Annotated in this window: 7 protein-coding genes and 1 pseudogene; all 8 read right to left on the reverse strand. The window is 66.3% G+C overall.

Going from position 1 to position 15,025, the window contains the following annotated elements; all coding sequences use genetic code 11:
• Nucleotides 1–333: pseudogene (locus HW466_RS19055) on the reverse strand (c-type cytochrome biogenesis protein CcsB); the annotation flags it as partial.
• Between the two features lie 246 nt (nucleotides 334–579).
• Nucleotides 580–1,251: a c-type cytochrome gene (locus HW466_RS19060; protein WP_060347132.1), complete on the reverse strand. Its 672-nt coding sequence runs from the start codon at nucleotides 1,249–1,251 to the stop codon at nucleotides 580–582.
• A 52-nt stretch (nucleotides 1,252–1,303) separates the two neighbouring features.
• The gene (locus tag HW466_RS19065; RefSeq protein WP_170296734.1) at nucleotides 1,304–2,689 is read right to left on the reverse strand and encodes a cytochrome C; all 1,386 of its coding nucleotides are present in this window, start codon (nucleotides 2,687–2,689) and stop codon (nucleotides 1,304–1,306) included.
• A 153-nt stretch (nucleotides 2,690–2,842) separates the two neighbouring features.
• Complete coding sequence (locus HW466_RS19070) at nucleotides 2,843–4,564, reverse strand: c-type cytochrome (RefSeq protein WP_174905845.1); 1,722 nt, start codon at nucleotides 4,562–4,564, stop codon at nucleotides 2,843–2,845.
• Nucleotides 4,561–5,373: a LolA-like protein gene (locus tag HW466_RS19075; RefSeq protein WP_151006910.1), complete on the reverse strand. Its 813-nt coding sequence runs from the start codon at nucleotides 5,371–5,373 to the stop codon at nucleotides 4,561–4,563. Before HW466_RS19075 ends, HW466_RS19070 begins: the two co-directional genes overlap by 4 nt.
• 27 nt (nucleotides 5,374–5,400) lie before the next feature.
• Nucleotides 5,401–6,225, reverse strand: a complete 825-nt coding sequence (locus HW466_RS19080) for a LolA-like protein (protein ID WP_174905846.1) — start codon at nucleotides 6,223–6,225, stop codon at nucleotides 5,401–5,403.
• Nucleotides 6,226–6,267: 42 nt separating this feature from the next.
• Entirely contained in the window at nucleotides 6,268–6,594 is a 327-nt protein-coding gene (locus HW466_RS32305; RefSeq protein ID WP_414125472.1) for a hypothetical protein, read from the reverse strand.
• Nucleotides 6,595–6,781: 187 nt separating this feature from the next.
• Nucleotides 6,782–15,016, reverse strand: a complete 8,235-nt coding sequence (locus HW466_RS19090; protein ID WP_170296671.1) for an Ig-like domain-containing protein — start codon at nucleotides 15,014–15,016, stop codon at nucleotides 6,782–6,784.
• Nucleotides 15,017–15,025: the final 9 nt, after the last annotated feature.

Here is a 15,025-nt window from a genome sequence, read left to right on the forward strand (position 1 = left end):
CGCGAGCACGAACAGCGCGCTCATCCACAGGATCGCGGACTGGCTCGACAGGAAATACTTGAGGAAGAACGCCGAATCGGCGCGCGCGAGATCGCCCTGGTAGATCTGGATCGACAGCAGCGACAGCACCGCGATCGACGCCATCATCAGCCGCGCGGGCTTCCAGCGCCAGCCCAGTGCGACAAGCGCCGGCACGGTGCCGATCATCACCGCCTTGTCGTAGTCATTCATGTGTTCGTTGTCATGCACGAACGCATAGCCCGCGCCGACCACGAGTGCCAGGGCGAAGATCCAGTCGATGATCGACAGGCCGGCCGCGAATGCAACGCGCATGCGTCGCACGTTGACGCGCGACCCGCGTCGATGCAGGTCCGGCCGGCTTGCAATCGGCACCGTGCCGTTGCGCGTGAATCGGATGGCTTTCATGGTGCTCGGGCACGAACCCGCCTCTCGAATAAAAAGCGGCGCCCCGCCACGAGGGAGACGGTGCACCGAAACGATGCCGGCCGGTCCATCGCGCACGGCTGCGGCCAGTGCGGCTCGGCTGTCCGCACGCGCGGCAACTCGACCGGCGTCAGCTCATTCACGCGCCGACGTATTCGCCGGTGCGTCATGCGCGTCCGGAAACGCTTCGACGAAAGCCGCGACCGCGCGCATGTCCTGCTCGGTCATGTTCGCGCACACCGCCTTCATGACGGCTCCGCGCGGCCGCGTATCGGTCTCGCGGAACACCCGCAGTTGCTTGATCACGTAGTCCGCGTGCTGGCCGGCAAGACGCGGAAACCGGTCCAGCCCCTCGCCATGCTGCCCATGGCATCCGATGCACGCGGCGACGCCCTTGTCCGGCAGTCCCGACATGAAGATCGCCCGGCCCGCGTCGACGAGCGCAGGATCGCCGGCCGCGCCCAGCGTCGGCGGCTGGCTCGAGAAATAAGCCGCCAGCTCGTCGATCTGCGCGTCGGTCAAATGCGTGAAGCCCCACATGAACCGCTTCGCGTTCGGATCGGCGCGCGCGTGATGCTTGAAATCCGTCAGCTGGTCGACGAGGTATTCCTTGCCCTGTCCGGCAAGCTTGGGAAACATCGGAGAAACCGACACGCCGGTCGCGCCGTGACAGTTCGAGCACACCTGCAGCGCAATGGTCTTGCCCGACACGGCCGGATTGTCGACTTCCCTCGACCGCTCGAGGTCGTGACAACCCGATGCCGCGAGCACCAGCGCAAGCAAAGCGAAATGGGTCACCTTGATCATTTCAATGCTCTCCCTGCCGCGACGTCCGCAACGCCAGTCGCCCCGCCGGACGTCAGAACGACGCGATCCATAGATAGATGAACAGCGTGTCGTTGTCCCTCGCATTGCGTCCGTTGCCGTCGTAATTGGTCGTCGCGCCGAGGTATTTGGTGAAGTGCGTGTACTGGATGCCGACGCGAACATGTTGATCCGGTATCCAGAATATTTCCGGCGTCCAGCCCTGCGTATTCGGATGGAAGTTCGCGCTCGCCGCATAGGCCGAGCTGTCGGCGGTGCCGGTCGTATTGAAGAACGACAGGCTGATGCCGTACTTGGCCTGGTAGACGTACGACGCCTTGAGCCGCAGCGAATTCAGGTTCGCGGCCGTGTTGTCGCTCACGACGAAGTTGTTCGGGTCGTGAATGTTTTCGCGCACGTAGCGCGCCTGGGCGGTGATCGTATGCGGCTCGAGCAGGTACTGATACTGCGTGTCGAAACCGTAATCCCGATAGCGCGTCACACCCGTGCCGAAGATCGGGAAGCTGTTCGGGTCGTTCGGATAGATGTCGACGCTCAACCCGAATGCGCCGACCATCAGGCTGTGCGGCCCCCAGTCGCGCGTCAACGCGATGCGCGCATACGGGTTGTAGCCGCGCAGGTATACCTGCGGGTGATCCGGGTTGCCGGCGTGGTTGCCCTTGCTCAGGAACGACCAGATACCGTCGGCCGTGCTGTAGGCGGTCAACTCCGCATAGACCGTCTTGTTCCAGTACAGATACCCGCCCATGCCGACGACCTGCATCGCGAGCCCGCCCTCGATCATCGGCGTGACCGGCACGCCGCCGACCGGGCTGATCGCCGAGCCGATGTAGGGATAGCTCCACGCCGGCGCCGTATTGAAGACGTCCTGCACGGTCGGGTTGTTGTGCAAGGTCAGCCCGAGAATCAGGTCGTTGGTGGGCGACATGATCCGGTCGACGAAGCGGAAGTCGGTGTTGTCCGATGCCCACCACCCTTTCCATTTCGCGTTGGCATCCTGATGATCGTAGTTCGCGTAGGTGAACTGCGCGAAGCCGCCGAGATGGTCGGTGATCTTCCCGGCGAGGAACACGCTCGCGAAGTCGAAGATCGGCAGGCCGTCCTTCGGACTGACCGGATTGCCGCTTGCGTCGCTGTTGAAGCGCGTCTTGGTCAGGTCGCCTACGGCCATCGCGGCAAGCGGAATCGTGCGCTCGCCGAACGTATAACCGTTCAGCTTGAACATGCGTCCGTACGGCGTCAGTTCGGGAAACTGACCGCCGGCATGGCATGCGACGCAGCTCTGCCCGGTCTGCCGGGCAAAGATCGGCAACGCGCGCGCGACGGACGCCTGAAACAGGACGAGCGCCGCGCACAGGGCCATCCAGGTGAAGCGCACCCGGCGATGATGTGCGTCATGGCCGGCCAGAGAGGTGCTCATGGCTATTTCCCCCACACCGAGTGTCGTCGCGCGCCGATGCAAACGCCGAACGGCGGGTGACGACTTCATTGTGCGATCCCGCGCTGCAAGCCGACATGGGGCACCCTCCTCCTTGCACGGTCAGACATCTACTCAATTCGTGCGCGGCCCGGCTCAGGGAACGATCCAGCCGCCGTCCGCGCGAACCGTCGTCCGATCCGCGCCGGCGAACCGCACGATATACCCGCCCTTCGACGCGAAGCGCTGCCCGGGCGCCAGTGTCAGGCGCGGGTAGTAGCCGGTCAGGATGCGGCGTTCGAGCATGTCCTCGATGCGCTCGACGAGATACTCGCGCACGAACGCATCCACCAGATGGCTCAGCGTCTCGGCGAGCAGCCCGCACGCGAGATACGTATCGGCCTGCACCTGCGGTGCGACGATCGGAATCTGCCGGATGGTGAACCAGCCGAACGCGTAGTCGACGCGCACGCGGCGCCCTTCGGGCAAGTCGAACGGATAGGCGACGCGCGTCACGCCGCGCCAGCGGGTCGGCAGCGGCGTGCTGTCGAGCCCGCCGAGCAGCCCCGACATGAAGACCGTGTCCGACGCGGGCGGCACATGCTCGAGCGCCGCGAGGTCGGGCGGCCGCAGCCACAGCACGAGCACGTCGTCGCGCGATATTCCGTGCAGCGCCTGCGCGACGCCGTCGCGAGGCGCGAGCACGCGGTTCGACACCGCGATGCCGTGCGCCTTCAGCGCAGCCGCCAGCGCCTGCGCGCCGCGCTCGCCGTTGTCGCCCGCGCGATAGACCTGCCATACGGAACTCATCGTCTTCAACGCCGGCCGCGCGCCGCGCTCATCCTCGATCCGCTTCGCGATCAGGTCCGATTCGAGCAACACGCCGCGCGAGAAGTACACCGAGTAGAAATCGCGATCGGTTCCTGCCGGGACTTCGACATTCGGAAACAGGCAGGGCACGGCCTCCTCTTCGCAGAAGTCGTGAACGGGCGCCCAGTTCCTGCCGCCGAGCCCCGACACGACGGCCAGCACCGGCTGCCGTGCGAGAAATTGCGCGAGCTGCGCCCGCCAGGTGTCGGGCGAGCCCGTGAGCTGCCAGACGTGCAGTTCCCAACGGCGATTGACCATGAACATCATCTTGCGCGTCGAGCGCAGCGGCGGCGTCGCGCCGATCGGAAACGCGTTCTTGTCCGCGAAGTAGTGCTGCAGTACGTCGAGCATGCCCGCCCGCTTAACCGGATCCGCGTCGGGGGTGATGATCGTCGCGAAATGCAGCACCGTATCCGTGACGCCGGACGGCTTGCGCGCGTCGAGCCGTTTCAGGTACCCGCTCAGCGCCGCCATGTCCGCATCGCTCAGCGCATACTGCGGCATCAGCCTGCCGAGCGGCTTGCCGTCGGGGTCGATGCCGTCGCGCACGACGCGCGCCAGCGTCGCCTCCGTGTACGGTTCGCGATCGACGCGCATGCCGGAAACGTACGGGATGTCGAGATCCTCGCCGGTTCGCGCGCGAGGATGCGCCAGATAGCGCCACGTGATCGGCGGCACCGTGTTGTTGCCTTCCTTCGAACCGAGGCCGCTGCGCCGGTGGCAATTGATGCAGGCGGCTGCCGCGCCACGCAGGCGCACGCCGTCCTGATGCACGGCTTCGAGCGGCGCGCCCGAGCCGAGGATGCCGCGCTGGAAGATTGCCTCGCCCGCGTCCGCCGGCGCGACGGGCGCGGACGCGACGGACTCGGCAGCCGCCACTTCGTCGCAGCGTGCGTAACCGGCGGGCGCGCACAGCGCGACGAGCAACAACCAGCGCGCCAGCCCGCGGTTCACGGCAAGCGTGCGCACCGCCGCGAGGGCACGCAGCAGCAGCCCGATGCCGCTCATGGCCGCGCCGTCGGCAGGCCGGCAGGCGGCGGCGACACGCTCGCGTCGATCGCGACCGAACGGCGTCCACCCGGCGACGTCGGCCGAGTGAAAATTGCATCGTCGAGCGGCGGATTCAGCGTCACCTTGTCGATGACCAGCGTGTCCTTGTTCGTGGAAGTCGCCGTATGGCTTTCGATCCTGAGCGGGATCTGCAGCCCGTCGATACGCTTGAAATCGCCGTAGGTCACTTCGACGGTGACCGGCCCGCGCGGGCCATGCAACTGACGGTCGAACTTCACGTCCAGGAACGTGCGGCCATCGATCCACACATGGCGAACCGCGCCGGAAGGCAGCGTCACCGCGAGGCGGTATGCATCGTGCCCGCCGATCTGGTCGATCCCTTCCAGCCTCACGCCGACGCCCTTCGCTTCGTGATCGATCAATGGCCCGTCGATCACCTGCTCGTCACGCGCCGACCTGATCTCGTCGATCGAATACGGCCGCGGACTCGCGCCGAGCTTCCAGCCTTCCCTGCCGTCGAACACGCGCACGCTCTTCTCGTTCAATACCGTCAGCTCGAAGCGCGTCTTGTTCGGGCGCTTCATCGCGAGGACGAACGGCAAGTCCCGCACCGGAGCGTTGGCACTGTCGACATGGCCGAGCCAGACCATCGTCCGGACCTTGCGCCATGCGTCGAGCCCGCCGCGCGCGGCGACATTCCTCTCGACGATCTGTTCCGCGGTGAGATCCTGCCCCGCGACCTGCTTGCACGCGCACAAGGCAAGCGCCATGCAGCCGGCGAGCACCCACGATTCGATTCGCTTCATGGCCTCGGTCCTCGCGCGATCGTGCGGCTAGCGGCTCGTGATCCTGGTCGCACCGAGCTGCGGCTTGCCGAACGACGCATCGTCCACCGGCTGATTCACGGCCACGTGATCGATCGTCAACTTGTGCGTTCCCTTCACGCCGGCGACGGCCGTCTCGAGCGTATGCGGCACGACGATTCCTCCCTCCTTGCGGAAGTCGCGAAAGAACACGGAGACGCCGTGCATCCTGCCGTCGAGCACGCGCGGGTCGCCGTCGATCTTCAGCTCGAGGAACGTGGCCGCATCGATCCACACGCGACGCTCCGCATGCTCTTTGGTCGTCACTTTCAGCACGTAGGCGCGATGCCCTTCCACCATCTCCGAGCCGATCAGCTGGACCGTGCTGCCCTTGCTCGCGTAATCGACGAGCGGCCCGTCCAGTTCCGCGGCCTGCGCCGCGGATTTCGCCTCGGCCGGCGTATAGGGCTCGACTTCGTCACGGCCGAGAAATGGTCGGACTTTCCAGCCCTGCACACCGTCATAGACCTGGAACGCCGTCTGCCCGTTGAAGCGGACTTCGACGCGGCTCTTGTGCGGACGCTTCATCGTCATCACGAATGGCAGCGCGGTGTTCTTCTTGCCGCCGGCCTCCATCAGCCCCGACATCGTCAGCGTATTGACCGTACGCCAGGCCTGCAGCCCGCCGCGCGCCGCCACGTTGCGCTCGACGATCTGCGCGGCGCTCGCGCGTCCCGCCGATGCGCCCCCGGCCTGGGCGGTGCCTGCCGCCGAGGCCGCCATCGAATCGGGCGCCGACGCGAGCAAACCGGCCAGCGAGGCCGCCCCAATCACTACCGAAAGAAACCGGGTCATGAGTCTTCTCCTGTCCCTGTGCCGTGAATCGCGGCCGCATCGTCATTCGACCAGCAGCCCGTCGATATGCAACGATCCGATGATCACGTTCACGCGTTCGCCGACCTTCACGACGTTGCCCTTGTTCGAAAACACCATCCAGTACTCGCGGCCGGCCTCGAGGCGGCCGCTTTGCCGCAACTGGCCTACCTTGTCCATCACCGGCACTTCAAGCAGCGCGTGACTCGTCTGCCCGTACAGATACGGCGTCGCGCTTCTGTCCGCGAGCCGCTTCGCGGCGTCGGGATCGGTCACGCGGTAACTGAAGCGGATCAGGTTGTCCGATGTGATGCGGTGCACCTTCAGGTTGTCGATCCCCCGCGTCATCATGTAGTAGGTCCTCGCGCGCTGCGGGAGGCCCGGCCGGTATGGCGAATGCCTCGCGCCCGCGCCGGGCGCAGCAGGCGCGCCCTGCTGCGCCGCGGCCGGCTCCGCGACGGCCGCGGCGAGAAGACAGGCGGCGGCGTAACACGCCGCTCGCCTGCGCAGCAAAGTTGAACGGTTCATGGCCCCCCCTTCAACGTTGATTCGGCACCGTGCCGAGCCCGAGCGGAGCGATCGGCAGGCCACCCACCGCGCCGGTCGGCAGGGTCGGCACCGCCAGCGGCGGAATCGGCAGCCCGCCCAAGGCATCGGCCAGCGCCGTGCCGAGCGCCAGCGGATCGATCGGAAGGCCGCCCAAGATGCCGGCCGGCAGGAATTCGACCGCACCGATGTCGTACTTCCCCTGTTGCGGACGCGTCGTGCCGAAGAAGTCATGGTTCGGCGCACCCGTCGGCGTTCCTGCGTTGATCGCGGGCGAACCTGCGCGCGGCGAGTAGTTGCCGAGCAATACACCGTAACCGGTGCTGCCGGGCACGATCGACATGTTGAACAGCGACAACGGGCCGTACGACATGTTGATCCACTGATTGCCCTCATCCGGCACGGCCGACGGCAGCAGCGAGAACAGCGGGTTCGGCAAGACCGTGTCCGAGATGCCGGGCGGCACCGCGAACCCGTTTCCGCCTCCTTCCGGCGGCACGCGCGCGCCATTGCAATACTGGCTCACGACGGCCGGGTTGGCCCCGCTGTTGTTCGCGCCCGGGTAGTCACCCGCATCCGTCAGGATCGAATACCGCGGGCTCAGCGTAAGGCCCGACTGATGGTTGCCGGGGCCGGTGTCGCCATACGCGCCGATATCCCAATACACCGCGTGCGGATCGCAATAGCCTGTCGCATGCCCCGCCTGGTTCAACGTCGGGTTCAACGTCACCGTGTTCTGCATCCCGGGGATGTTCGGGTTCTTCCCGGACACCGTGATGAAGAACGTGCGGTTCTGCCAGAACACGTTGTTGGTCAGCACCGGGTTCGAGAACGTCGTGCAGTTCGACAGGCCCCCCGGACACGCCACCCCGGCGGCGGTGAACGCCGTCACGAAGTTCGCCGTATGCCGCGCGGTCTCGAGCCCGGCCGGCTGGTATGTCGACGTCGTGATCGGGTTGCACGTCGTTTGTGCGCCGACCGTGGTGCAGTTCGGCGGCCCGACGTTCGCCTGGGTCGCCGCGTCCGTGTTGAACAGCACGCCGGCGGACGCCGTCGCGTCGTTCGACATCACGGTGTTGTTGACGAAGCTCACGCGCACCGCATCCTGCAGCGACACGCCGCCGCCACCCCAGCCCGCGACGTTGTTGGCGATGATGTTGTTGATCACGCGGACCGCGTACCAGTTCGCCGCATTGCCCGGGCTGCGCTGCACGTCCGTGCCGTTCACCGCCTGCAGCCGCAGCCCGCCGCCCTTGCCGCTCTCGGCCGTGTTGCCCATGATCAGGTTGCCGTCGATCACCAGTTGCGGCCCGATGCCGTCGGACAGTTGCGGCGCGCAGTCCATGTCGACCGTCGAGTTCTCGCAGAAGGTGCCGTCCGGCGGCACGCCCTGCGCGATGATGCCGCCGCCATAGGTCGGCAGTGTCGGGTTGTTGCTCTGGTTGAACAGCACCCAGTTGTGCGAAATGTCGCCGGCATAGCTGAAGCCGAAGTGCGCGACGCCTCCGCCGTCGCCGCTGCTGATGTTGCCGCACACCCAGTTGTAGTTGAAGTGGTAGTTGTCGGCGCCCGAGCAGAACACGACGCCGCCGGCCGATGACGGTGTGCTCGAATTGATTTCATCGCCGTACGACGCGTTCGACGTCACCGAATTGTGGTGCACGTTCACGGACTTGTTGAAGCCGAACGGAAGCTCGGTGATGCCGTCGGCCGCGATCGTGCCGTCGGGCACTTCGACCTGGCCGACCGAGATGCCGCCTGACAGCGTGCCGGCGTTCGAATACACGCGGTTGTTCGACACCTCCATCAGGTGGTTCCAGCCATGCAGGAAAATCCCGCCGCCGCCTTGCGAGCTGTTCGTGACCGTGATGCCGTCGATGCGCGATGGATTGCACAGGAAGTTGCTCGGATAATTCGCGCAGTCCGGCGGATTCGGCCGCAATGCACTCGGGCCCGTGAGCGGCACGCAGATGCCGTTCGCGACGCAGTTCGGGTCGGGCTGCGGCACGCCGCCCACCAGCACGTCGCGCACGCCCTTGCCGAGCACCGTAATGCCGGCACCTTCGTAGGCGCCCATCAGCGACGGCTCGAGCAGCATTTCGCCGAGATTGCCGTTCAGGGTCGAGTCCCACCCCACGGTCGGCTCGAGCGGGATCGGGTCGACCTTGCGCTGCATCGCCGTCGGGCACGTGTACGTGCCGCTCGGGTCGTACGGGTTCGACGACGAAATCATCGCGCCGTTGATCGCGACGCCGAACAGGCAGTCGACCTTCCTGCGCCACGCGTCCATCTTGCCCGACGGATGCGTGTTCGCATTGATCACCACCGACGGCGCGCCGACGCCTTGCAGCCGCACCGGCTTCCACATCACGGTCATTTCGTTGTAGGTGCCCGGACCGACGATGATCAGGTCGCCCGGGGTCGCCTTGTCGATCGCGGTCTGGATCGCGTCGTTGGTCGCGTTCTCGCCGTTCACGTAAGTCGGCGCCTTGCCGCCCACCGTCACGGTGACCGTGTCGATCGAGTTCTTGCCGCTGGCGGTCGTGACGACCAGTTCGCCGCAGGACGTCGGCGTCAGCACGCCGCGCTGCTGAACCGTGCAGCTCGAGCCGATGAGCGGCGGCACGACGACGCGGATCTCCGAATCGGTCCATGACTGCACCGCGGCCGTCCTGCCGCCGATCGTGACCTTGCCTTGCGCCGCCCCGAAGCCGTAATGGCGCTTGACGAACTTCTGGTTGAACGGCGTGGCGGTCGCGGCCGGCCCGTTGTACGCGTTGTTCGCAACGGTCTGATCGCCGAGCGCCTTGATCGTCAGCGGGTGACCGACCGCGCTGACCCACGGGCCCGCGCCGCCGCCGCTCGCGTCGCCGGTCACGCTGGCAATCGCGGGCGTGCCGTCCGGGTACGCGCAGTCAGGCGGGTTGTAGCCGGACGCGAAGGCCTGGACCGGCACCACCGGCGTGTCCATGTACTGCGTCTGTCCGGGCATGAACGGAATCTCGTAGCAGAACTGGCTGTATGCCGGGTTGAACAACGGATCGCGGATCGTCTTGCCCGGATGCGCCGGATCGGGCATGTCGGGATCGTTCATGCACGCGACCATCATCGTCGGCGCGTAGCCGGTCGGATTCGGCGGATTGACCTGCCACGTCGAATAGTTCAGCCCGTTGAAGATGCCCCAGGAGTCCGAATAGATGCGCGCGACTTCATTGCCGCCGAAATCCTTCATCGAGATCGGCACGTTGGGCACCGCGAACTTCTCGCCGAACTGCGGCGAGTACGGATCGAACTCGGACGAGAAGTCGTCGAGCATGAAGCCGGTGAAGTGCGCGGCAACATGGGTCGAGCTGAACAGCCAGAACTTCGCGAGCACCGACATTTCGTTCGTGAGCGTGACCTCCTTGCGGTCGCAGAGATGCCGCGATGCGCCCGCGAACGGCGCGACCTCCTTCGAGCCCGGGAACAGGCTGATGTAGTCCGGCACGATGCGCAATGCGCCGACGCACGGCCAGAACGTCTCGACGCTGCCCGTATCGCCTTCGTGCCGCGGCGTCGAACCGAGGTCGGTCGTCGGGTTCTGCGCGTTGTTCGGGTTGAAGGTCGAATTCATCGCCGCCTGGTCGGGCAGGATGAAGATGTTGCCGAGGCCGCCGAACTGCTGCGTCACCGGGGCGATGTAGTTGTCGCCGATCAGGATGTTCTTGTCCTCCTCCTTCACGAGCTCGTAGCCCGGCGGCACCACCACCTCGACGACGTATTTCCCGGTCGGCAGCATCCGCGTGCCGTCGCCCGACGGATTCGCCACGCAGATCTTGCAGTTCGTGCCGGTCGGCAGGCCCGTCGACGGATCGCGCGTCGTCACGCTCGGGAACTGGTACATCCCGTCGTACGGCGCGGGCTGCACCTGGTTGAACGCATGCATGCCGTCATAGCACTTGAATTGCGAATGCGCGGGCAACGCGCGATGCGTCGGATCCAGCCACTGCGGGCTGTCCTTCAGCGTGAAGAAGAACGGGTCGCTCGTCTCCTGCCCCGGGCAGTTCATGTTCGGAATGCCGTCGGTGCGGAAGCCCTGCGCCCAGTCGTCCCAGCTGCTCGTCTTCGTCGTATCGACGAGCGCGAGTGTCGTCGTGCCGTCCGGCGCCGTGTCTTCCCGGTACAGGTTGACCGTCACGTTCGGAATGTTCGGCGTCCAGCTCGTGTGAATGAGCAACGCCGGGTCGTCGAACGGCCGCGTCGACGCGTAGATCACCTCGCCCTTGATGCCGCCGTTCTCGGTCGGGCCGTACGGCTTCTTGCCGAATTCGATGAACGAATTCTGGCCGGAGAAGCCCTGCCAGCCTTCGGTCGTCACCCACGGCGGGTCGATCCGCGCGGTCGACGGGTTCGTGCCCGATTGGTCGGTACAGTCCGCATCGTTGCAGTAGCGGGCGCCCGGCACGCGCAGGTTCGTCGGCAGATGCGCCGTCGGCGATTCGACCGTGTTGGCGAAATTCGCCGCGATGTTCGAGGTGCCTCCGCCGGGCGTGCCGTCGACCGGCCCGCCCGCGTCATACACCACGTGCACGCCCGTCTGCTTGTAGCGCGTCGTGTCGGCTTCGGCCACATACCAGTTGAACAGCGGGAACACTTCGTTGAATCCGGCGAAGCCGTTCAGGTCCGTGTTGTTGAAGTTCGAATAGCTGCCGTCGCGGAACCGTATGTTGGTGGGCACGAGCGTGAGCCCGGGCTCGTTGTCCTGCGAGACGCCGTCGCCGTTCTGGTCGAAGAAGGTCCGCGTATACAGATTCGTATGCCATTGCAGCACGGGGATGTCGCCGAGATCCTTTGACTGTCCGCCCTTCAATTGCGTCGCCGTCGCCAGCCCGTCGACGATCTGGTCGTTCCATTGATCGAAGACCGTGATGCGGAACGTGCCGTCCGGCAGGCCGCTGATCTTGAACGTGCCGTCCGGATTGCACTTGGTGAAGGCGATGTCCTCCCCGTCGGTGTCGCCGACGCTCACGTAGCACTGCGTGAAGCCGAGCGAATCGCGCGAGCCCGAGCCGTACAGGTTCTCGTTCGGCGGACGGCTGTAGTGCAGATTCGTGATCCGGCCCGCGAGCGAGTTGTTGCACGTCGCGCCGGCGCACACCAGCGGCAGCCGGTCGTTGATGATCTTCGGATTCGCGAAACCGATCGACACGTGGAAACCGGCGGGCCCGAACTCCTGGAAGTACGAAGGACCGCCGACCTTGATGAATGCGTCGTGCGCCTTCTGTCCGTCCAGCGTGTTGGTCTGCAGCCATTCCTCGCCGCGGCCGGTGCGATCCGCGCCCGGCGTCGCGACGACGCCATAGCGTCCCGGCATCAGGTTCGCGATGACTGCCTGGCCGACCAGCGGCGACAACGTCTTGCCGTCGGACTCGTACTTCGGGCAGGTCGGGATCATGCCGACGAGACCGTCGGTCGACGTCGTCGAAATCGGGCAGGCGTTCAGGCCCGTGGCGGGATCGACGGTGCCCTGCAGCGAATTCGACAGCGGCATGTTGAACATGTCGTAGGTCATCTGCCCGGTGGCGTCGCCGGTGCCGCCGGCGTCGTCGAACAGCTTGATCTCGAACCCGCCGAGGCCCGGCTCATGCGCGGTGCCGAAGCTGTCGGTGCCGCCGCTCACGTCCACTTCGCCATTGACGGGTGCATCGTCCTCGAACACGAATACCGATATCTTCGCGGTCTGCAACGGCGTCTCCTGCACGAGCACGTTGACGCTCTTCTGTCCCGGCGCGATCGGCGCGCCGCCCATCGTGTGACCGCAGGTGCCCGTGCCCGGCGCGAAATCCGCGCCGCCGGGGCCCGACGGGCAATCCTTCGAAATGTCGAACTGCCGCTTCGCCCCGGTGGGGTTGTTCGGGTCGACGGGCTGCGGAGCGCCCGCTCCGTTCGAGAAACTGTTGCCCGCGTCGCCCGGCAGAATCGAGATGTAGTAATGCTTGGTCGGATCGAGCGATACCTGGCTCGGGTCGACCGGCACCTGCTGCGCGGCATTCGTACGGCACGCGCCGTCGCCGACGTCGCATACCGCGGGCACATGCGTGTTGGTGGCAGGATCGAACACCGTCTGCCCCGACTCGCACGCCACCGTGCCGACACAACCCGCAGCGACCACCGGCATGTAGCTCGAATGGAAGCTGGTGCCCAGACTCGGCACCGGCAACGGCGGGCAGTTCGCGGGGCGCGGCGTCGTGTTCACCTGGCAGGCCGGGTCGATCTGGAACGTGCGGTCTTCCTCGATGATCCAGCGGTAGTCGGTGAGCTGCACGGGCGTCTTGCCCGGGGCCGCGCTCGGCGCGTCCAGGACCTTGACGGCGAGTCCGCTGCCGCCGTTGAACCTGACGGTAACGGTCGCGGGCGCGCTCGCCGTGTTCTGCGAGTTGACGGCCGTGTACTTGAAGGTCACGCCGGCGGTCGCGCCGCCGACAGGAGGCACGGCCGGCGTCACGCTGAATGAGCCGTCCGCGTTCAGCGTGACCGTGCCGCCGCTGGCGCTGTTCGGCACGACGACCGCGGCGAGCGGCAGGCCGCTCGGGTCCGTGTCGTTGACGAGCACGCCGGGTGCGCCGATCTGCAGCCGCGACGCGATGTTGCTGGTGTAGCTGTCGTCGTGTGCGACGGGTGGACCGGACAGGCAGCCGGCGGCTTGCGTGCAGGGGGCCAGCGTCACCGTCGCGGTGACCGCGGGATTGCCGTTCGCCTGATACACGAAGCTGTCGGAAGTCGTACCGGGTTTGGGCACGTAGCTGAACGTGCCGTCGGGGTTCAGCGTCACCGTGCCGTTGGCCGGCTTGGTCAGCAGCTGCACGCCATAGACGCCGACGTCGTTGGCGATCACGCCCTTGCCGGGGTCCGCCACGGTCAGCGTGTTGCCTGCCACGAGGAAGTACTTGTCGGGATTGGCGACCACGTTCTGGCCGGCCGCGCCGACGGACGGAAGCGCGCCGTTGTTGATGCTGAGATACGCCTGCATGCCGCCGTCGCGCTGGTTGTTGGTCGACAGGCTCAGTTGCCGGTCGAACACCGGCAGCGCGGGCGCATTCACGCCCGGCGCGTTCATCATCACGTCGTAAGTCTTGCCGGCCGCCATGAACACGGACGATTGCACGCGCGGATTGCCGGGCAACGGATTGCCGTCCTCGGCGACGAGCGTGAAGCCGGAGACCGCCGGGTTGCCGCTTTGCGCGCCGACCACGGACGGCACGTGCATGCGCAGGCCCGCGTTGACGAAGCGCAGGAGAACCTGGCCGGTCGACACGGGCGCCGTTGCGAGGAACGACGACCGGTCAGGATGCGTACGATCGAACGCGACGCCGTTGATCAGGTAATAGCGCGGATCGTAGTTCACGGCCGGCGGATAGCAGGTGCCGAACGATGAGGAATGCGAATCGCCACAGCCACCAGAAAGGCCGGACCACACCTTGGTTTCGCTGAAGCCGGCAGTGGCGACGGCCGCGGCGACTGCCGCGTTCTGCAGCGGATCGATCTCGCTCAGTACGAGCGGGATGTCGGCGTCGTACTGCACGCCCGGATAGGCAACCGGTCGCGACGTCACGCTCGCCGGCGGCGTGCGCACCACGAGCACGCCATAGAGACCCATCGGCCCCTGGATCGACGGATGCGAGCCCGATTCGATCAGGTAGGTGCCGGGCCGCAGGTTGTTCCACTTCAGCGCTGTTGTCGCGCCGTGAGGCACTTCGGTCGAGAACGACTGAACCCGTGGCCCTTGCGCAGGCGGCGTAAACGTCGCACCGCTGCCGGTACCGGCAATCGGCCAGGTCGTCGAGGTCTGTGTCGGATGCACCGGGCTCGGGGTCGACGTCGCCGTCTTGCCGAGACCGCCGCCCAACTGCCCGACGATCACGAGCGACGTCGGCACGGAAGCGGGCAGACTGTTCGTGAGGTTGATCGTCAGCGTCGCGCCGGACGGCACGGTGATCACCACCGGCGACCAGCCCGCGCCGGCGCCGGGATTGGCCGCCGCACAGGTGGCCGGCGCCACGGCTGCCGCCGAGCACGTGTAGCCCCACATCGGCACGATCTCGCCGTCGGGCATCGTGGCCGACACGGCCTTCGCCGTCAGGTTCACGGTTTGGGCGAGCGATGCCTCGCTCGCTGCCTGCAGAATGAACGCGGCGAGGCTCGCCTTCGCCACGCGGAGGAACATCGCCTTGAACTGGATGAATGGCATTTCCGTTCT

The sequence above is a fragment of the Burkholderia territorii genome (genome assembly GCF_902833055.1).
In the GTDB taxonomy this organism is placed as follows: Bacteria; Pseudomonadota; Gammaproteobacteria; order Burkholderiales; family Burkholderiaceae; genus Burkholderia; species Burkholderia territorii.